The sequence below is a fragment of the Bacteroides sp. FSHCM14E1 genome (assembly GCF_019633785.1).
GTDB lineage: Bacteria > Bacteroidota > Bacteroidia > Bacteroidales > Bacteroidaceae > Bacteroides > Bacteroides hominis.
On record NZ_JADKYL010000001.1, the window covers coordinates 575,082 to 594,934 of the forward strand.

16 protein-coding genes and 1 tRNA gene are annotated in these 19,853 nt (G+C 48.6%); 11 read left to right on the forward strand and 6 right to left on the reverse strand.

Translation table 11 applies throughout. The features are described 5' to 3' along the window. Window positions 1-72: 72 nt before the first annotated feature. Window positions 73-3,306, reverse strand: coding sequence for a S41 family peptidase (locus tag ISX59_RS02470; protein ID WP_220575622.1), 3,234 nt, complete (start codon window positions 3,304-3,306; stop codon window positions 73-75). 153 nt (window positions 3,307-3,459) lie between these two features. After that, window positions 3,460-3,532, reverse strand: a tRNA-Gly gene (locus ISX59_RS02475). 66 nt (window positions 3,533-3,598) lie between these two features. Here ISX59_RS02475 and cobU point away from each other — a divergent pair. The 4 genes from cobU (at window position 3,599) to cobC (ending at window position 6,733) form a co-directional block, all read left to right on the forward strand. Next, window positions 3,599-4,210 carry a bifunctional adenosylcobinamide kinase/adenosylcobinamide-phosphate guanylyltransferase gene (gene cobU / locus ISX59_RS02480; protein ID WP_220575623.1) on the forward strand — a complete coding sequence of 204 codons (612 nt, stop codon included), beginning with the start codon at window positions 3,599-3,601 and terminating at the stop codon, window positions 4,208-4,210. An 11-nt stretch (window positions 4,211-4,221) separates the two neighbouring features. Then, window positions 4,222-5,259: a nicotinate-nucleotide--dimethylbenzimidazole phosphoribosyltransferase gene (gene cobT, locus ISX59_RS02485; RefSeq protein ID WP_220575624.1), complete on the forward strand. Its 1,038-nt coding sequence runs from the start codon at window positions 4,222-4,224 to the stop codon at window positions 5,257-5,259. An 11-nt stretch (window positions 5,260-5,270) separates the two neighbouring features. Further along, the gene (gene cobS / locus ISX59_RS02490) at window positions 5,271-6,014 is read left to right on the forward strand and encodes an adenosylcobinamide-GDP ribazoletransferase (RefSeq protein WP_005806312.1); all 744 of its coding nucleotides are present in this window, start codon (window positions 5,271-5,273) and stop codon (window positions 6,012-6,014) included. A 128-nt stretch (window positions 6,015-6,142) separates the two neighbouring features. Then, on the forward strand, window positions 6,143-6,733 hold the full coding sequence (gene cobC, locus ISX59_RS02495) for an alpha-ribazole phosphatase (protein WP_005806314.1): 591 nt from the start codon (window positions 6,143-6,145) through the stop codon (window positions 6,731-6,733). Here cobC and cbiB read toward each other — a convergent pair. The 3 genes from cbiB to ISX59_RS02510 are packed head-to-tail and all read right to left on the reverse strand — an operon-like array spanning window position 6,666 to window position 10,150. Continuing rightward, the gene (gene cbiB, locus ISX59_RS02500) at window positions 6,666-7,622 is read right to left on the reverse strand and encodes an adenosylcobinamide-phosphate synthase CbiB (protein WP_171810367.1); all 957 of its coding nucleotides are present in this window, start codon (window positions 7,620-7,622) and stop codon (window positions 6,666-6,668) included. The two genes, cobC and cbiB, sit on opposite strands and share 68 nt — an antisense overlap. Window positions 7,623-7,656: 34 nt before the next feature. Continuing rightward, entirely contained in the window at window positions 7,657-8,670 is a 1,014-nt protein-coding gene (gene cobD, locus ISX59_RS02505; RefSeq protein ID WP_220575625.1) for a threonine-phosphate decarboxylase CobD, read from the reverse strand. Then, window positions 8,663-10,150, reverse strand: coding sequence for a cobyric acid synthase (locus ISX59_RS02510; protein ID WP_220575626.1), 1,488 nt, complete (start codon window positions 10,148-10,150; stop codon window positions 8,663-8,665). Before ISX59_RS02510 ends, cobD begins: the two co-directional genes overlap by 8 nt. A 620-nt stretch (window positions 10,151-10,770) precedes the next feature. Here ISX59_RS02510 and ISX59_RS02515 point away from each other — a divergent pair. The 7 genes from ISX59_RS02515 to ISX59_RS02545 all read left to right on the forward strand — a co-directional run bounded on the left by ISX59_RS02515 (window position 10,771) and on the right by ISX59_RS02545 (window position 17,971). Beyond that, on the forward strand, window positions 10,771-11,562 hold the full coding sequence (locus ISX59_RS02515; RefSeq protein ID WP_005806323.1) for a hypothetical protein: 792 nt from the start codon (window positions 10,771-10,773) through the stop codon (window positions 11,560-11,562). Between the two features lie 702 nt (window positions 11,563-12,264). After that, window positions 12,265-12,612 carry a hypothetical protein gene (locus ISX59_RS02520; RefSeq protein ID WP_005777955.1) on the forward strand — a complete coding sequence of 116 codons (348 nt, stop codon included), beginning with the start codon at window positions 12,265-12,267 and terminating at the stop codon, window positions 12,610-12,612. Then, entirely contained in the window at window positions 12,609-12,932 is a 324-nt protein-coding gene (locus ISX59_RS02525; RefSeq protein ID WP_220575627.1) for a type II toxin-antitoxin system RelE/ParE family toxin, read from the forward strand. The genes ISX59_RS02520 and ISX59_RS02525 overlap by 4 nt, the downstream gene beginning before the upstream one ends. Before the next feature lie 83 nt (window positions 12,933-13,015). Continuing rightward, window positions 13,016-14,464 (forward strand): TolC family protein, encoded by a 1,449-nt coding sequence (locus ISX59_RS02530; protein WP_044300205.1) that lies wholly within the window; start codon window positions 13,016-13,018, stop codon window positions 14,462-14,464. A 15-nt stretch (window positions 14,465-14,479) separates the two neighbouring features. After that, the gene (locus ISX59_RS02535) at window positions 14,480-15,478 is read left to right on the forward strand and encodes an HlyD family secretion protein (RefSeq protein WP_220575628.1); all 999 of its coding nucleotides are present in this window, start codon (window positions 14,480-14,482) and stop codon (window positions 15,476-15,478) included. 146 nt (window positions 15,479-15,624) lie between these two features. Further along, entirely contained in the window at window positions 15,625-16,797 is a 1,173-nt protein-coding gene (locus tag ISX59_RS02540) for an ABC transporter permease (RefSeq protein ID WP_005806333.1), read from the forward strand. Continuing rightward, window positions 16,781-17,971: an ABC transporter permease gene (locus ISX59_RS02545; protein WP_032537086.1), complete on the forward strand. Its 1,191-nt coding sequence runs from the start codon at window positions 16,781-16,783 to the stop codon at window positions 17,969-17,971. The genes ISX59_RS02540 and ISX59_RS02545 overlap by 17 nt, the downstream gene beginning before the upstream one ends. On the opposite strand, the gene ISX59_RS02550 is transcribed toward ISX59_RS02545, so the two are convergent. Continuing rightward, window positions 17,934-19,838, reverse strand: coding sequence for an ATP-binding protein (locus ISX59_RS02550; protein WP_220575656.1), 1,905 nt, complete (start codon window positions 19,836-19,838; stop codon window positions 17,934-17,936). The two genes, ISX59_RS02545 and ISX59_RS02550, sit on opposite strands and share 38 nt — an antisense overlap. Between the last annotated feature and the right edge of the window lie 15 nt (window positions 19,839-19,853).

Here is a 19,853-nt window from a genome sequence, read left to right on the forward strand (position 1 = left end):
CACTGATAATGAGTCTGTAAAAGTACGTGGAATCTGTGGTGAAAACCTCTTACTGCAATCTCAGTAAGTTTTTTATTTGCTAAAATCTCTCGGAGCAGGTACCGGAGCCAATGGTTTACGGTCCTGAAGCTGTTTCATAACCTCTTCGATGGCTCTGTTCAGCTGCTGATCCTCTCCATTCCACTCTTTCACCGGATCATTATCGATCAGGATATCCGGGTCCACACCATGGTTTTCGATAATCCATTGTCCCGTCTTCGGGTCATAACTGGTAAAGAACGGAACACGTATGTCTGTTCCATCCATATATGGCAATGAACCACTAATGCCAACAATACCTCCCCAGGTACGCGTACCTATCAACTTGCCCAATCCAAGTGCGCGGAAGCCCCACGGGAACAGGTCGCCATCAGAAGCGGAGTATTTATTAATCAAACAAACCTTCGGTCCCACCTGTACAGCATCAGGCACTGTTCCCACATGGCTGGTACCTCTACCCATAGTCAGGCGATAAGGTTCACGGGAAAGACGTTCCAGGATCATTGGTGAAACATTACCTCCACCATTGGCACGATCATCAATAATCAACCCTTCTTTATCAAGTTGCGGATAGAAATAGCGGGCAAACTCGTTCAAGCCTTCCGGTCCCATATCCGGAATATAAATATATCCGATACGTCCGTTGGAAGCCTGATCCACTTTCTTTATATTATCCTGTACCCAATTGTAATGTATCAAAGGATATTCATTGGCAAGCGGACTGATCACAACCTTACGTGCTCCGGAAAGCTGAGGTTTGGCATTCAACGAAATTTCAGTAGGTATCTCTGCTTTACCCACCAGTAAAGAATACATATCTTTAACTGTATTGGTCGGCACACCATCAATAGCTACGATGTACTCTCCTGCTTTCACATCAACCCCCGGTTCCGTAAGCGGAGAGCGCAGTTCTTTGCTCCAAGATGCTCCGGGGAATATCTTCTCCAGACGGAAAAAGCCACTCTTGTCGCGGGTAATCTCCGCACCAAGCAAACCGGTATTGATCCGTTTGGGCTGTTCCGTTTCTCCCGGATTGACATAAGCATGCCCACAGTTCAATTCACCTATCATCTCACCGATAATGTAATTCAGGTCTAAACGAGTTTTAACGTAAGGCAGCAAGACCACATATTTTTCTTTAATTGCTTTCCAATCTACACCGTGCATGCTCTCCTGATAGAATCCGTCACGATAGGCACGCCAAGCTTCATCAAAGATTTGTGCCCACTCTTTCGGATAATCCACAGTAATCTTCATATTGCTTAAATTGACCGGAGTGGTCAGTTCTGTCTTACCCGAAGGAAGATTGGTCACATAAATCTGACGGCCTTTAAAGAAAAGTGCCTTCTTACCATCGTAAGTAACATCCATCGAAGCTCCATCGGCAATCGATTCCTCTTTCTGACTTGCCAAGTCATACATTTTCGTACCACCGCGTCCCCAGTAGTACACCTTGTTGCCATCCGAATAGAAGTTACCATAATAAGACGGAGACAAGGGCAATCGAACAATGCGATCGGTAATGCCATCCGGATCGAACTTCACCAACGAAGCATCAGCCACCTCCTTCTTATCTGCCGGTTTCTTATCCCCGCTTTTGGGTGCAGCATTAGATGCAGCCACTTCCGCATCTTTCTGCATGAAAGGAGACGATGTATCTTTAGACAGCAAAGCGATGTACACACCATACATATTATTATATACATGGTTCCATTCCAATGATCCGTAAGTCGGATTAAAATCACGGGCAGAAGAGAATATCAGATACTTTCCGTCGGCACTGAACACCGGAGAAGAAGAGTTATACCATTTGTCGGTCACCGGATATTCTTTCTTTTCCGCAATATTGTAGACATATACGACATTGATTTCATTTTTACCCATCCGTGTATAAGTCAACCACTCACTGTCCGGAGAGAAAGTAACTCCACCCGGCACTCCCATCGGATCTTGCAATAATAATGAAACTTTCCCGGAAGCCACATCCAGCAGATTAACTCGGTTCTTACGATCCATATACACTATCTTCTTAGAATCCGGACTCCATTTAAAGCCACGGATATATGTATCGTTCTTATGGGTTAACTGCATCGGTTCGCCACCTGCCACATTCTGCAGATAAAGTTCGGTTTCGCCTGTAGCATCAGAGATATAGGCAATCTGTGTTCCGTCCGGTGACCACTGTGCGTCACGGTCGTGAGCTCCCGGCGAACGAGTTATATTTTTTGTAACCCCTTTCTCTACCGGCAGATTGAATACTTCACCCCGGCTTGTCACTACCATTCGTGCTCCATCCGGCGACAGACTGGCCGCAGTCACATAATTCGCTCCGTCTTTCAAATCGGTACGGGCATAGATGTTATCCGAAGCCAGTGTAATGTTTACCTTTTCAGCCTTCCGGGTAGCGGCATCCATCTTATAAATATATCCACCGTTCTCAAAGACAATGGTATTTCCACTGGCACTTGGGAACTTCACATCATACTCAGTAAAATCAGTTACCTTGGCAGTCTGTTTAGTCTTCGTATTGTATACAAAGATATTCATGATGCGGTCACGATCGGAAAGGAAAAAGATTTCATCGCCAATCCACATCGGAAAAATGTCCTGAGCTACATTATTGGTAATGTTTTCCACTGTTTTGCTGTTCGGATTATACACCCAGATATCATCCGCCATACCGCCTTTATAATACTTCCAGGTACGAAATTCGCGCATCACCCGGTTGTATGCCAATTGTTTTCCGTCCGGTGAGTAACTGCAAAATCCGCCCTCCGGAAGAGGAATTGCTTCTGACAATCCACCTTCCTTGTCCACTGTAAACAGTTTGCCGGAAAATCCATCACTGATACGGTTACGGTATACGATGCGCTGTCCGTCCGGTGTCCAGGTCATGACAATGTTATTGGGTCCCATACGGTCACCCAGGTCATCGCGGCTATTGGTAGCCGTATAGGTAACTCGTAACGGTTCACCCCCTGTCGCAGGCATGGTATACACTTCTGTATTTCCATCATACTGTCCGGTGAATGCAATCGTTTTGCCGTCCGGAGAAAACCGGGGAAACATTTCGTATCCCACATGGGAAGTCAGACGCTGTGCCTCACCTCCCGCAGCAGGCACTTTATACAAATCGCCCGCATACGAAAATACGATCTCCTTTCCGTTCGTAGCAGGGAAACGCAGTAATCGTGCTTCTCCCGCAGCCGATAACAGTACAGGAGCCCCTGCCAGAACGAAGATAGATAAGATTAGTTTCTTATTCATGTGATTATCTATTAAAATTGATTCACAAAGGTAAGAAAAGAACAAAGAGTGAAAGAGGAAATACACAAAAAAACCGCAGATTCCATCATTCTTTTCTCACAAAAAGATCAAGGGAACCTGCGATATTTACTTTTGACTTGAAAACATGAATTGAGCGGTAGGCGAGGGTCGAACTCGTGACCTGCGGCTTGGGAAGCCGCCGCTCTGCCAACTGAGCTACTACCGCAATATAATTGCTTCCGTTTTGTAAAGCAGTGCAAAGATAAATATTGTTTCTGAAATACCCATGGCAATGGCACAATATTTTGCATCCGGGAACGAAAATATAAAATATTACCGTACATTTGCTAACCGAAAATACACAGATAGATTCATGAAACAGATCATACTTATCACCGGAGGGGCCCGTTCGGGCAAAAGCAGCTATGCCGAACGGTTAGCATTATCTCTCTCCCCCAATCCGGTCTACCTGGCCACCTCACGCATCTGGGACGAAGAGTTCCGTCAACGGGTGTTACGTCATCAGGCCAACCGGGGACCGGAATGGACCAACATAGAAGAAGAAAAGGAACTGAGCCGCCATTCTTTGCAAGGGCGTGTAGTGCTGATCGATTGCGTAACACTCTGGTGTACCAATTACTTCTTCGACCTTGAAGCGGATACAGACAAGGCACTCGCCGCCATAAAAACCGAGTTTGACCGGCTGACAGAACAGGAAGCCACCTTTATCTTCGTCACCAACGAGATCGGCATGGGAGGCACCTCAGAAAACCTTATACAACGAAAGTTCACCGATATGCAGGGGTGGATGAACCAGTATATTGCCACCCGGGCCAATCAGGTCTTATTAATGGTATCGGGCATTCCCGTGAAAGTAAAAGATGAAAAACAAACGATAGACTAACCCTATATAAAATGAAAACATTTCAAATCACCAGACCGGACGAAACAATCCGGGAAGCATTGACCGACAAAATAAACAATCTGACCAAGCCCAAAGGTTCTCTGGGAACACTTGAAGAACTGGCTTTGCAAATCGGGCTTATCCAGCAGACACTGACTCCCACGCTGAAATGTCCGCAGAACATTATATTTGCAGCCGATCATGGCATTGTCGACGAAGGTGTCAGCCTCTCTCCCAAAGAGATCACCTGGCAGCAAATCAGCAACTTCCTTCATGGAGGGGCAGGTGTCAACTTCCTCTGCCGCCAACACGGATTCGAATTAAAGATCGTGGATGCCGGAGTGGATTACGATCTGCCTTACGACAAGGGAATTATCAATATGAAAGTACGCAAAAGTTCACGCAACTACCTGCATGAAGCGGCCATGACGGAAGAAGAGATGGACTTGTGTATAGACCGCGGGGCAGAGATAGTCCGCCGGTGCCACGCCGAAGGATGCAATGTGCTCTCCTTGGGTGAAATGGGAATCGGCAACACTTCATCCTCCTCTATGTGGATGACCTGCTTCACCCGTATTCCCCTCGAACAATGCGTCGGCGCCGGAAGCGGACTCGACAATGCCGGAATCCGTCATAAATACAGCGTATTGCAGCGGGCACTGGACAATTATCAGGGAGACGGAAGCGTACGCGACCTGATTCGTTACTTCGGCGGCCTGGAAATGGTAATGGCGGTAGGTGCCATGCTTCAGGCAGCCGAACTGAAAATGATTATCCTGGTGGACGGATTCATCATGACAAACTGCATCCTCGCGGCATCCCGGCTTTACCCTGAAGTAATGCACTACGCCATCTTCGGCCATCAGGGAGACGAGATTGGACACAAGCTTCTGCTTGATGCCATGGGAGCCAAGCCGTTATTGAATCTGGGTTTGCGCCTTGGAGAAGGGACCGGAGCCATCTGCTCCTATCCTATCGTAGACTCTGCGGTGCGGATGATCAACGAAATGGACAACTTTGCGCATGCGTCCATCACCAAATATTTTTAAAGAAGCCCCACATGAATATATTAGCAGCATTTATCTTTTTCACCCGTCTCCCCTTCTGGCGCATCCGGGAAGTTCCGGCAGAATGTTTTAAGCACGTGGTGCCTTACTGGCCCCTTTCAGGATGGCTTACGGGCGGCGTCATGGCGGGGGTACTCTGGTCGGCCGCACAGGTCCTCCCCTTCACCGTTGCCGTATTGCTGGCACTTACCAGCCGATTGTTGATTACAGGCGCATTGCACGAAGACGGGCTGGCGGATTTCTTTGACGGATTCGGCGGAGGCACCAGCCGGGAACGTATCCTCTCTATTATGAAGGATTCGCACATCGGCAGTTATGGGGTCATCGGATTGATCGTATACTTCTTCCTGCTATGGAATCTCCTGACAAGTCTTCCTCTCTCCTTCGCCTGCTCTGTACTGATTGCAGGCGACACTGTGAGCAAGTTGACTTCATCACAGATCATTAACTTCCTGCCTTACGCACGGAAAGAAGAAGAGAGCAAGGCGAAGGTGGTTTATAATAGAATGTCGCAAGGAGAATTTGCTTTCGGACTTTTATGCGGAATACTTCCTTTGACGCTCCTGCTTCCGTACAGGTATTGGATTGCCATTATATTCCCGCTGGCAGTGTTGTATCTACTATACAGGCTGATGAAACGAAAGTTACAAGGGTATACAGGCGATTGCTGCGGTGCACTGTTCCTTTTAAGCGAACTGTCCTTCTACCTGGGGGTAGTTATTCTTATATTCATATAGTTTGATTCACCACAGAGTTCCACTGAGATGATTTATCTCTTAAACATCTTATAGACAAGAATTTAAAAACCGGTGAAACTCTGTGTTACTCTGTGGTGAATCAAACTCATACTTAAACCAATAAGATCATGGAAATCATATTGATCCGACATACCTCTGTCGATGTTCCCAAAGGCGTCTGTTATGGCCAGACCGATGTTCCCTTACGGGATAGTTTTAAAGAAGAAGCCACAATCACGGCTCAACAGTTGCAGGATGATGTGTTTGATGCCGTATTCACAAGTCCTTTGAGTCGCTGCACCCGTCTGGCAGAGCACTGTGGCTATCCGGATGCCATTCGTGATGCCCGTCTGAAAGAACTGGACTTCGGTGAATGGGAAATGAAGGAGTTCGACAAAATAGATGATCCGCGACTGCAAGAGTGGTATGACGACTATTTCCATGTAGCAGCCACAGGCGGAGAATCGTTTATGATGCAACTTCAACGGGTCTCCGAATTTCTGGATGAAGTGAGCAGGCAAAAGTACGGGCGCGTGGCTGTCTTCGCACATGGCGGAGTACTGATTTGTGCACAGATCTATGCAGGAACATTAAAGATGGAAGATGCTTTCGGCGCACTGACACCTTACGGTGGAATAGTCCGGCTGCAACTTAACCCAAAGACAGCAGAACAGTCAGCCACACCAACGCGACCATCAACGTCTCTGCCTTCTGATTGACGGATACCGCTTTCCTCATATCCGCTGTTGTCAATACCCGTTCGTTATCACCGATGAACGGTTTCCATACCTCCTCCCCGAAGTAATAATGCGGACCGCCGAACCGGCAATTCAGGATACCTGCCAATGCCGCCTCCGGATAACCGGAGTTGGGACTGGCATGGCGACTGCCGTATTTACCCACAAACCTGAATAAAGAAAGCCGTCCGCTGACGATTATCATCAACAGAGCCGTCAGGCGGGCAGGAATGTAATTGGCGACATCATCTATCCGGGCCGCTATACAGCCGAACTGACGATAGCGCTCGTTTCGGTAACCAATCATCGAGTCGAGCGTGTTCACCATCTTATACGCCATCATGCCGGGTACTCCCAGCACAGCATACCAGAAAAGGGGTGCAATCACTCCGTCACTCAGATTTTCCGCCAAGGTTTCCAAAGCTGCCGTGCGCACTTCCTGCGCAGATAAAGCAGAAGTATCCCGCCCCACGATACGCCCCACCTGTCGGCGTCCCTCGTCCAACGAACGGTCCACCGCCTCGAAAACCATCCGAACCTCACGTATCAACGTCGTTCCGGCCAGGCAGCAGAATATCAGCAAGGTCTTTATCAGAGCCGTCAATACGATGGAATACTCTTCGGTCACCCTGAGAAAGAAGAAAGTAAAAAGATAGACTCCCGCAATCAGCACTGCCGATACCAGCCCACCTTTCCAAACGCGGGCACTCCCCACATTCATCGACTTTTCTCCCCAGGCTATCAGTTTGCCGAATCCCACCACAGGATGCGGCAACCAGGCAGGGTCTCCCAACCAGCGATCCAGCAGCCAAGCCAAAGGCAAGGGGGACAGCCGGCAGAAATATACAAGGCAAACAAACCAAAAAAACATCTCGTCCATACTCTGATACATCCTTAATCTGTCATTATTCCGCCATCCACTTCGCAATGGCCCTCACCAGTTCATCATTCTCTTCCGGTGTCTGGGTGGCAATGCGGAAGAAACGTTCGTCCAGCCCTTCGAAGTTGGAAGCATCACGAATCAGAATTCCTTCTTCACGGGCCAGATACTCTTTCAAGGCGGCAGCTTTACCGAATCGCAAACAAACCAGCATAAAGTGCGTATCGGTAGGCCATACTTCCAGTCCGCCTATCGCTTCAAGCGAACTTTTCAGACGGGCACACTCTGCCAGATAGTCCTTCATGGAGAGAGCTTCCGGAATGCCCTCGGAAAGCAGGTAGAGACCTGCCTCGATGGCAAGCTGATTGACCGACCAAGGCATGCGGTTCGTACGCAGACGAGCCATCAGCCCCGGCTGCGCAGTTACGTATCCCAGACGGAGCCCCGGTATGGCATATCGCTTGGTCATGGAATGCAAGAGGATCACATTGGGAAATCCGGCAGCTTCACGTGCGGTGAAGAGTTCCTCCAACGTAAAGTATTCATACGACTGATCGATCACGAAGCAAACCTGCGGATGTTTCCTGATCAGTTCGGTCAGGAGCTCTTTACCATGCACCTCTCCTGTCGGATTATTCGGGTTGCAGAGCCATACCATACGCACGTCCTCCGGCACTGCCTCCAGCGTATACAGGGATGTGACCCTATGCCCGTGCATGCGGCAGGCATCGGCATATTCGCTGAACGTAGGCATCAGGATGGCCGTATTCGTCCCCCGGAAGGTTTGCGCTATCAGATAAATGGCTTCTGTGGCACCATTCGTCACGCAAACCGAAGCGGCAGGCAAAGCGTGACGGTCGGCCAGACGGGCCTCTAATGTATAAGGTTCCGGTTCGGGATAAGCGGAAATGGCGGAGATACGCCCGCACAAATGCGTCCGCAGCCCGTCAAGGTTTACCTTATTATATACGTTCGAACTGAAATTACTCCGTATCGGGCGGAGGTATTTATAAGAATCGTCTCCGTGTCCTTCAATCATTGTCTGTCAATATTTGATAGATAAGCGGCAGGTCGACATGCTTGCGGACGTGAGCTGCCAGTTTATCGTATTGTTCTTCTTTAAACGCTTTATAGTCGAAAGTGGTCTCCTTCAGCTTATTGGCGAAAGGTTCCAGCAGATAGTCGATGACCGAAGGATTGTCGAGAATGCCATGTACGTATGTCCCCATACAGGTACGGTCGGCAAAATATCCGTCCTCCCTTCCGTCTGCCAGATGGTTGAGTGGCGAAGCGGGAACATCGGCAAGGGGCGTCGTTGTGCCCATGTGTATCTCGTATCCTTCACAGGTCTCGCTGCCTTCAAGAAAGTGGAAACGTACCTGCCGCGTAATCTTTTCTCCCTGCATACGGGTGCTGACGGGCAATAATCCCAATCCCGGCAAGCGTTCTATCTCACCTTCCACATGATCGGGATCGCAAACCTCCTGCCCCATCAACTGGTAACCTCCACAAATGCCCATCACCGTGGCACCCTCCCGGTGGGCACGGACGATGGCCTGCGCCACTCCGTTACGGCGCAACTCATACAGATCGGACAAAGTGCTTTTCGAACCGGGCAACAGGATGATATCAGCTTTCATCAGTTCGTCCGTATTGTTGGTATAGAACAGGTGTACACGCGGATCGCGCTCCAAGACATTGAAGTCGGTAAAGTTACTTAAATGCCGGAGCAGCACTACGGCTATGTTTACCTTCCCCTGTCCGGCACGGATATTCTTGGTTTGCAGCATCACCGAATCTTCTTCTTCGATATAAATGTCTTTGTAATAAGGCACGACTCCCACCACCGGAACTCCGCAAAGGTCCTCCAGCATCTTCACTCCCGATTCGAAAAGACGGATATCTCCACGGAATTTATTAATCAATATCCCCTTGATATGCTTCCGCTCTTCCGGCCGAAGCAGCATCACCGAACCGTAAACACTGGCAAACACTCCCCCACGGTCTATATCCGCCACGAGAATCACATCTGCTCCGGCATGCATAGCCATAGGCAGGTTCACCAGATCGCTGTCACGAAGATTGATCTCGGAGATGCTCCCCGCCCCCTCCATCACTACCGGATTATATCGGGCAGCCAAACGGTCGAATGCGGCATGAACCTCTTTTCGCAATTCCTCCCGCCCTTCACGGCGGAAATATTCGTAAGCATTCCGGTTACCGATGGGGCGCCCGTTGAGCACCACCTGTGAAGTATGATCGGACGATGGTTTCAGTAGCAACGGGTTCATATCCGTATGGCAAGGCACGCCTGCGGCCTCGGCCTGCACAGCTTGTGCCCTTCCTATTTCAAGTCCCTCGGGAGTGGCATATGAATTTAATGCCATGTTCTGTGCCTTGAATGGCGCCGGATGATAACCGTCTTGCAGGAATATGCGGCAAAAAGCTACGGCAATGATGCTTTTACCCACATCACTACCGGTTCCGGCCAACATTAAAGGGTGTAAATTCTTATTCATATCGTGTTTGTCACGTTAATGGGCGACAAACTTAGTGAAAATATTCGGGGGGGACAAGTGGGGGTATCAAAAACTCACCACAGAGAACACAGAATAACACAGAGAGGGGGTGTGTGTCGAAACTCGTATTCACAACAGATTTATACAGATAAGTATCATTAGTTATCAACAGATTAAGTTTGCTCTATGGAACTCTGTGTTACTCTGGGGTGAATAATGACACATCCCCAATCCATGCAGAGTGCTTCCATGCGGAAGTCATAACAGTCTCAACTTTCTTGTCACATTCTTTGCTATTCCCACAAGATTCTTTATCTTTGTCACTTGAAAGCCGAAGAGAAATGCGGCATATTGAAACAATTTTGCAGACGAAGAAAGTACCAAATTAATTTAATGCAAAAACTGTATATCAATAAATCTGTTTCATGCGTACGACGTAGGGTCGGGCGTGTGAACATATTTATTATATACAGGGGTATTGGTACTACCTTTCGTCTGGATAAATATGAACTCAGCGCCCGACTTCTTATATATATAAGGTATACATAAGGATGTGGACGTTCATAATAATCAGAAAGGTATGAACAGACCAATCAAAGAAGTAACAAGGAGGGGCAGGCATGGCTAACTGGATAACCCTTAAACAACTGTCGGAGAAACGCGGTATTGCCGAATCCGACCTCCGCACATGGGCAAACTTGGGATATATCGCTTCATCGAGGATAGAGAACGTCCTAATGATTGATGACGAAAGCCTGACCCAATATCTTGATGTTCACCAGACCAAAGATTTAGGTGAGAATTATCTGGAAAAGATCATCAAAGAAAAGGAACTGGAACGTGAAGTACTCCTCTCACAATGTGACGACGAACTATTTCTATTGAAAACCCAGAAACTACACCAACCACTTTTCCATATCCTCATTCAGGAACTCGGTCAGTTGATTACGGACGATCACGAACGGGAAATATTCCTTTCCGTCTCCAGTGGCGAACCCATCGCACGGGTGGCGAAACGTAACAAAATGACGTATGCACGAGTGGCGACTAACTATAGTTCCATCCTCCGGACTCTGGGCGAACATAAGGGGCGAATCGCCACATTTCGCAGTCGGACGATGGAACTGATGTTCGATAAATGCAATACGGTCACACCCGTAAATACTCCCCTATCAAACCTTGTCGGCGCGCATGCCTATAATGTTTTATATGGAGAGATGGGATTCAGGACAGTACGCGACCTTCTGCAATACACCACCCAGAACGGATGGCAAAGCCTGAGACGCTTCAAGGGCATGGGACTGGTTACGTATAAGAGTGTGATGAACGCACTAAGGGATGCCAACTTCATCATTGTCCGCAAAGACGGAAACATCGAGCTGTCACCAGAGATCGCTGCGCTGGTAATATAAAAAAGATAGAACCGAGTATCCCGAAGGGAATTGAGCCAGACACAAAGTACCCTTTTATCAAAATGATAATCCAAACGCTTCAGATTCGCTTTTTCCCGTACAAAGTACCAAGGATGGGCAAAAATCGCCGTATTTTCGAATCAAGAGAATACCGTTAGAAACAAATACATCAATTACGAGAACAAAAGGATACCTATTTTGCATTATCGTTTAACAACAGAAACAAAAACCAATAAAATATCATATTTTTATCAATCATCAACCTATCACTCTACGAAAGCAACCAGAGAAATAGGACCACTGTTTTCACTCCCAAACAAGAACAATATATGTAATGGAAGAAAACATATAGAGATATTGGGCAAAACTCTTATTCATTTTTGAAAAACGCAACCGTCTTTCGGAGCAAATGCTTACTTCTTTTAGTCGAAATGCCGGCTCTTCAAGGTGAAAACGCCGGCTCTTCCTCCTCCCAAGCCCGGCTTTCCGGGCGAAGAAGCGGAAAGTTCCGGGACATTCTCTCCTATATGGGCAAGAAGATGAAAAGGGATAGTTAGCGGAAAAGGCCATTAGCCGTCTTTTTGATTCCGAAAACGTTTTATAGACATCAATTAGGCAAATGAAATTAATTCTGAACGGAACCTTATTCGCTATCAATTAATTTATTATCTTTGTATTCATACTAAAAAAACAAGACGCATTATGAAGGAGTCTAAAAAATACAAGCAACAAGAAGAGGAAACAACCAAAGTATCCGAACCGGTAGTAGCTTACAATAGTATGGCTTATCTTGAATTGGAAGCAGAGAAAGCAGAATTGATCCGGACTATTGCCAATATAGACAGTAAAGAGATCATCGACAAAGTGAAACAGAAACTTCACGATGTGCTCGGTTTGAGAGAGAAAACTGCTGTTAAGAAAGCAGCTCCCTGCCAGCTCACAGAAGATGAAATTAAAGAAGAAATAGAACAAGCAATAGATGAAATACAACAAGGACAAATCATCAGCAGCCAAGAAATGCACACTACTTTTAAACACTATCTATTATGATGAAGATAGCATGGACAATTCAAACACAAAGAAGGGTTATTGAAATTTTAGAATACAGCCAACAAGAGTTTGGTAACAAAGCAACCGATCGCCTGGCAAGAACCATTGAACAAAAAACATTGCAACTAATCAATAACCCATTCCGAGGACCTGTAGAACTGATACTTGCCAAAGAGAAAAAGATTAGCTGCCGATACTTACTCGTAAATCCTTATAAAATTATATATTATGTAGATGAAAAGGAAGAAAGCATATACATCGTAACTTTGTTCCATACTCACCAACATCCTTCAAAGTTGGACAAAGAAGTCGAATTATAAAGACGGCATTCCCTTACATTTTCTGAACAAACCTCCCCCCTCGTCTGTTACAAGGACTCATAAACCTAAACCGTAACAGACGTATGGAAAAAAAGAAAATACCGGTCGCGCTGATGATAGCGGCAGGAATACTCTTATACAGCAACACCGTTCTGGCGCAAAGCCTCCCTCCCACGCGGGAAACTTCGCAGCAGCAACTCAGCTTTGATGAAGCGTTGCAACTGCTGCACAAGGGCAACCAAAGCCTCAAGATAGCCGACAAAGGTATCGACATAGCCCGTGCCGAACGGGGAAAGCTCAATGCCTTCTGGATGCCCAGCCTGCAATCGACGGGCGCATTTGTGCACCTTTCCGAAAAGATCGAAGTGAAACAACCTCTTTCCCAGTTCACCGATCCGGCCAAAGACTTTGTACATACCATCCTGCCAGATGATAAGATCATATCGTCCATACTCGACCAGATTGGTACGAACACACTTATTTTCCCGTTGGCGCCGCGTAACCTGACCACTGTAGACCTCACCGCCGAATGGGTGCTCTTTGCCGGAGGCAAACGTATTCATGCCACCAAGATAGGCAACACAATGATAGACCTCGCCCGTGAAAACTGGGCACAGGTAGACGCCACGCAGCGCACGCTGCTTGCCGAAAGCTATTACGGCCTGCGCCTGGCGCAGGAAGTCGTCAGTGTCCGCCGGGAATCGTACCAGGCACTGAAGCTCCATTACGAGAATGCGTTAAAGCTGGAGGCCACCGGCATGATAGACAAAGCGGCACGCCTCTTTGCCCAAGTCAACATGGACGAGGCACTGCGCGAGCTGGAAGCCGCCCGCAAGGAAGAGGCCGTGGTGCAACGTACGTTGAAAACCCTGCTCAATCTGGAAACAAGCGGAGACATCACACCTTCCTCTCCCCTGTTTATCAATGATACCCTACCTCCCAAGATGGAGTTTTTGCAGGTGGTAGGCATCAGCAACTACCTGCTCAACCAACTGAACCTTCAGGAACACATGGCCAAGCAACAGGTCCGGATAGACCAGAGCGGCTATCTGCCCAATATCGCCCTCTTCGGTAAGCAGACGCTTTACTCTCATGGCATACAAAGCAATCTGCTGCCTCGCACCATGGTCGGCATAGGTTTCACCTGGAACCTTTTCGACGGACTGGAACGGGAGAAGCGGATCCGGCAATCGCGCCTGACCCAACAGACTCTCGCATTGGGGCAGGAGAAAGCACGTGACGATCTTTCCGTCGGAGTGGACAAACTGTACACCGGTCTGCAAAAGGCGCTCGACAACGTGCGGGCACTGAACACTACCATCGAGTTGAGTGAAGAATTGGTGCGGATGCGGAAAAAAGCCTTCGCCGAGGGAATGGCAACTTCAACAGAAGTAGTAGACGCAGAAACTCTGCTATCGAAAACAAAGGTGGCCAGACTGGCAGCCTACTACGAGTATGACGTAACCCTGATGAATCTGCTGGCACTGTGCGGCATACCGGAACAATACTCGAACCTGCAAAATAATCAATAAAACAATAATAAAGAGATGGAGAAGTCAGAATCTAAAAAAGGCAGAACCTTAAGCATCGCCTTCATCGCCGTACTTGTGGCAGTAGCCTTGTTCACTGCCATCGGAATGATTGCCATGCGCCGCCAGCCCCTGATCCTGCAAGGTCAGGCCGAAGCAACCGAAATCCGTATCAGCGGCAAACTGCCGGGACGCATCGACACCTTCCTGGTGGACGAAGGCGAGTGGGTGAAACAGGGTGATACGCTGGTGGTCATCAACAGTCCCACCGTAGAGGCGAAATACCGCCAGGTGGACGCATTAAAGCAAGTGGCTGTAGAGCAAAACAAGAAGATAGATGCCGGAACCCGCCGGCAAATCATAGCTACGGCGCAGCAACTGTGGAACAAAACCCAGAGTGACCTGGCACTGGCACGGACAACGTATAACCGCATCCTCACCTTATACAAGGACAGCGTGGTCACTTCTCAACGCAAGGACGAGGTAGAAGCCATGTATAAAGCGGCTCAGGCAGCCGAGCGTGCGGCCTACGAACAATACCATATGGCAGTGGACGGGGCGCAGAGTGAAGATAAAGCTTCGGCCCGCTCCATGGTAAACGCGGCCAACAGCACGGTCGATGAAATTTCATCACTGCTGGTGGATGCCCGCCTGATTGCGCCGGAAGACGGGCAGATAGCAACTATCTTCCCCAAACGGGGCGAACTTGTGGCACCGGGCACTCCAATCATGAATCTGGTAGTGATGGACGACGTGCATGTCGTTCTCAATGTAAGGGAGGACCTGATGCCAAACTTCCGCATGGGAGGTACATTCATTGGAGACGTGCCGGCCCTCGCCGAAAAGGGAATCGAGTTTAAAATCTACTATATCAGTCCGCTGGGGAGTTTTGCCACCTGGAAGTCGACCAAACAAACAGGAAGCTACGACTTACGGACTTTCGAGATCCACGCCCGCCCTACCCGGAAAGTGGAAGGGTTGCGTCCGGGGATGTCGGTATTGGTGGAGATCAAATAGAGAATAGAAATGAATACGATTCACCACAGAGGACACAGAGGGCACAGAGAAAATATATTTTTCTCTTTAATATTCTATAAACAGAAAATTTAAACTCTGTGCCCTCTGTGTCCTCTGTGGTGAATCAAACTCAAAAACCAATCATTATGCAACAATCCCCTATCACCCGTGTCGTACAACGTGAGTGGCGACGGATGACCTCACGGCGCCTTTACTTCGGCGTCTGCCTGGTGCTTCCGCTATTCACGCTTTTCTTCATGGCTACCATATTCGGCAACGGACAGATGGAGAACATCCCCATCGGCATTGTCGACCAGGACAATACGGCCACCTCGAGGGATATTACCCGGCGGATGTCTGCCGTACCCACCTTCCGGGTGGTTCGTCACTTCGTCGACGAAGCCGAAGCACGCAAAGCGGTACAGCAGAAAGAAATATATGGTTACCTTTCCATTCCTCCACGCTTTGAGCAAGATATGATATCGGGACAGGACGCTACGTTGAATTATTATTATCACTATGCACTGCTCTCGGTGGGAGGCGAGCTGATGGCCGCCTTCGAAAGCTCGCTTGCTCCCGTAGCCCTCTCACCTATCGTGATGAAGGCCGTGGCACTGGGCGTAAACGAACAGCAGATAGAAACCTTCCTGCTCCCCGTACAAGCCAACAATCACCCGATTTACAATCCATCGCTGGACTACTCGGTCTACTTGAGCCAGCCCTTCTTTTTCGTACTCTTCCAGGTGCTGGTACTGCTTATCACGGTATATGCGGTGGGGAGCGAGATCAAGTTCCGTACGGCCGGCGAATGGTTACAGGCGGCCGGGGGTGACATCACGATAGCCGTTATCGGCAAGTTGCTGCCTTATACACTTATTTTCAGCCTGATCGGCATACTGGGCAACTTTGTCATGTTCGGCATCCTGCACATACCTTTTCAAGGGAGCTGGTTGCTACTCAATGGAATGACGGTACTTTTCATTATCGCCACCCAGGCACTGGCTCTGTTCATCTTCTCCCTGTTTCCTGCCGTGGCAATCATCATCAGTATCGTATCCATGGTCGGATCACTGGGGGCTACCTTGTCCGGCGTCACCTTCCCGGTACTCAACATGTATCCGTTGGTGCGAGACGCCTCTTATCTGTTCCCCGTGCGCCATTACACCGAGATTACACAAACCATGCTCTACTATGGTGGCGGATTCATCCACCTATGGCCTTCGGCAGTGATACTTTGTATCTTCCCGCTATTGGCATTGGCGATGCTCCCCCACCTCAGACGAGCCATAATCAGTCGTAAATATGAAAATATCCGGTAAACTATCGCAGATTTCCTTCATCATCACACGTGAATTCCGTGCCATCAGCACCAGTTATGCCGTACTGTTGGTGCTGATGGGAGGTATCTTTGTTTATGGGCTGCTCTATAATTATATGTATGCTCCCAACATCGTGACCGACGCTCCCGTAGCAGTTGTCGACAACTCGCACAGCAGCCTTAGCCGCCAATACATCCGTTGGCTGGACGCCACGCCGCAAGTAGCCGTCTATGCACAGGCAATGGACTACCGGGAAGCCCGCGAATGGATGAAAGAAGGCAAAGTGCAAGGAATTCTGTATATTCCGCATGATTTCGAAACCCGCGTCTTTCAAGGACGGGAAGCAGTATTCTCGCTATACGCCACCACAGATGCCTTTCTCTATTTTGAGGCGTTGCAGGAAGCCACTTCACGCGTATACCTTGCCCTCAATGATGCCCACCGCATGGATGGTGCCGTATTCCTTCCTCCGCAGGGACTGCTTGCCGTAATGATGGCTAAACCTGTCAACATAGCAGGCACGGCACTCTATAACCACACCGAAGGGTATGGCTCCTATCTGATTCCGGCTGTCATGATGGTCATTATCTTTCAGACATTGCTGATGGTCATCGGTATGCTGACGGGCGACGAATATCAGCACCGTGCCACAGAGCCGTTACTTCCGGCATTCAGGACGACCGGTAAAAACGGGCTTTGGGGAGCGGCAACACGCCTTGTGGCGGGAAAAACATTTGTATATTGCGGGCTTTATGCGATCTTTTCCATGTTCCTGCTCGGGCTGTTACCCCACTTCTTCAGTATCCCCAACATTGGGAACGGACTGTACATCACCGCCATGATGGTGCCTTACCTGATGGCAACCTCTTTCTTCGGGTTGGCCGCCTCGCGTTTCTTCACCGATTCGGAAGCCCCACTGCTGATGATCGCTTTCTTCTCGGTGGGACTGATTTTCCTGTCGGGAGTCTCCTATCCGTTGGAACTGATGCCCTGGTATTGGCGTATGATGCACTACATCATCCCGGCCGCACCCGCCACTCTCGCCTTCGTCAAGCTGAACTCGATGGGGGCCGATATGGCAGACATACAACCGGAATACATTACCTTATGGATACAGGCCGTTGTTTATTTCGGACTTAGCGTGTGGGTATACAAGAAGAAACTGGAAGCGTAAACCAGAAGCGTGAGCCCTTCCCAAATTCGGAAGTGACGCCGATACGTCCGCCCATCTTTTCGATAATGCTCTTGCACAAAGGAAGGCCGAGGCCCGTACCCTGTACGAAACTGTCTACTTTCATAAAGCGGTCGAAAACTGCCGTCTGATTCTCAGCAGAGATACCGATGCCGGTATCTTCTACAAACATTTCAAGCTGCCGGGCGGCATCGATCTGATAACCGATGGTGATAGTGCCCCGGTGCGTAAACTTAATCGCATTGCTCACGAAATTGGTAATCACCTGGTTCAAGTATCCGCTGTCGGCGTTGAACCAGGCATCGAGCGGTGAGTCTTCATCGATCCGTAACTCTACTCCTTCGGGTACTCTATCCTTCATCTTCTGTAGCATCATGGCACAGAACTGATAAAGATAGACAGGCTTCGGCATATACTCAAACGAACCTGCATCGATCTTAGAAAGGTCGATGATATCGGAAAACAGTTGCAGGAGCAATACGTTGTTTTTCTGTATGGTCTGACGGAACTCTTCCTGCTCCGCCGGATCGTCCACTGTCATCAGAAGGTCGGAAAAGCCGACAATGGCATTAAGCGGCGTACGTATTTCATGGCTGATATTTGCCAGAAAAGCGGACTTCAACCGGTTGGACTCTTCCGCTTTATCGCGGGCCGCCCTGAGCTCTGCCTCTGTTTCTTTCTGGACCGTTATGTCATAGTTCACCTCTACTAATTCCAGTCTCGGATCGGGCGACTGGTAGGAAGTCACCATGGAAGATTTATGTATCCAGTTCCATTCGTCCGAACCCTCTGCCCGGCGGATACGCAGATCACCGTCAAAGAAACGTTCCGTACCCGCTTTGGCCTTTTCATAGAAATCGAGTACCAACTTCCGGTCATCGGGGTGCATGTACGAAAACACACCGATAATATCCGTCAGCGGCGTGTCATGGCTTTCACCCAGATTCCTGTACCACTGGCGGATAGCGTATCCGGTGTGATTCAGCAGGTTGATTTTCGCATATCCCACCTTGGAATAGTCGGAAATAATAGAGAAGAAGTTCTCAAAGTCATGCACTTTGCTCAGTGCATTATTGCGTTCGGTATTATCTATATTCATCAGCAGATAGTTCGACAGATTCCCTTCCGCATCATAGAGCATCAGGCTCCGCACATCAAGATCGACCATCCCCTTCCGTTCCGACCGGAAGAGCCTGCGTTCTTCGTCGAAGTTATAATGCAAATGAAAACTGCCGGGACAGCCGGCTTGAAGGCTTTCAAGCATATCCTGAGTCACATTGGGGCTCTCAAACAGGCTCAGGCCGATGATCCGGTTCTTGTCTGTTACTCCGAATATCTCGAGGTTCCGGTTATTGCAGTCCAGCAACACGCCCTCCTTATTATATAGCTCGAGACCGACCGGAATGTTGTTGAATATATCGTGAAACAACTTATCGCTACGTTGGCTCCATACGCACTGATAGCCTTCTGTCTCCGGGTTTTCTATCCGTTGGCTATATCCGGTAGCAATCAGCTGTCCTTCTTCATTTTCCTCTTCCATGCTCAGTGCGCAGTGCATCCAGAAGATGTTACCGTGGCTGGAAGATACGGGAAAGGTCTGTTCGAATACTCCTTTTTGGGGAATGGACATGAATTCGTCCGTGATGCGTTTACGATAGTCCCGGCGTACAGTGGACATTAATTCGTCTATGCTCAACAATTCACTGCTGATTTCCAGTGCCTTAAGCAGGGTTTCCGCAATAAGGCATTGTCCTGTGTTAAAGTTCACTTCCCACCATCCGATTTGTGCATCGGCACAAATCTTATTCAGTTTGGCTACATTGTCCAAAGGAGTTTTGCTAATCATTATGTTTGCTTTGTTTTG

Excerpts from the sequence above, each read along its gene's own strand:
- ISX59_RS02470 (WP_220575622.1), bottom strand. The coding sequence starts at position 3,306 with ATGAATAAGAAACTAATCTTATCTATCTTCGTTCTGGCAGGGGCTCCT.
- cobU (WP_220575623.1), top strand. The coding sequence starts at position 3,599 with ATGGCACAATATTTTGCATCCGGGAACGAAAATATAAAATATTACCGT.
- cobT (WP_220575624.1), top strand. The coding sequence starts at position 4,222 with ATGAAAACATTTCAAATCACCAGACCGGACGAAACAATCCGGGAAGCA.
- cobS (WP_005806312.1), top strand. The coding sequence starts at position 5,271 with ATGAATATATTAGCAGCATTTATCTTTTTCACCCGTCTCCCCTTCTGG.
- cobC (WP_005806314.1), top strand. The coding sequence starts at position 6,143 with ATGGAAATCATATTGATCCGACATACCTCTGTCGATGTTCCCAAAGGC.
- cbiB (WP_171810367.1), bottom strand. The coding sequence starts at position 7,622 with ATGTTTTTTTGGTTTGTTTGCCTTGTATATTTCTGCCGGCTGTCCCCC.
- cobD (WP_220575625.1), bottom strand. The coding sequence starts at position 8,670 with ATGATTGAAGGACACGGAGACGATTCTTATAAATACCTCCGCCCGATA.
- ISX59_RS02510 (WP_220575626.1), bottom strand. The coding sequence starts at position 10,150 with ATGAATAAGAATTTACACCCTTTAATGTTGGCCGGAACCGGTAGTGAT.
- ISX59_RS02515 (WP_005806323.1), top strand. The coding sequence starts at position 10,771 with ATGGCTAACTGGATAACCCTTAAACAACTGTCGGAGAAACGCGGTATT.
- ISX59_RS02520 (WP_005777955.1), top strand. The coding sequence starts at position 12,265 with ATGAAGGAGTCTAAAAAATACAAGCAACAAGAAGAGGAAACAACCAAA.
- ISX59_RS02525 (WP_220575627.1), top strand. The coding sequence starts at position 12,609 with ATGATGAAGATAGCATGGACAATTCAAACACAAAGAAGGGTTATTGAA.
- ISX59_RS02530 (WP_044300205.1), top strand. The coding sequence starts at position 13,016 with ATGGAAAAAAAGAAAATACCGGTCGCGCTGATGATAGCGGCAGGAATA.
- ISX59_RS02535 (WP_220575628.1), top strand. The coding sequence starts at position 14,480 with ATGGAGAAGTCAGAATCTAAAAAAGGCAGAACCTTAAGCATCGCCTTC.
- ISX59_RS02540 (WP_005806333.1), top strand. The coding sequence starts at position 15,625 with ATGCAACAATCCCCTATCACCCGTGTCGTACAACGTGAGTGGCGACGG.
- ISX59_RS02545 (WP_032537086.1), top strand. The coding sequence starts at position 16,781 with ATGAAAATATCCGGTAAACTATCGCAGATTTCCTTCATCATCACACGT.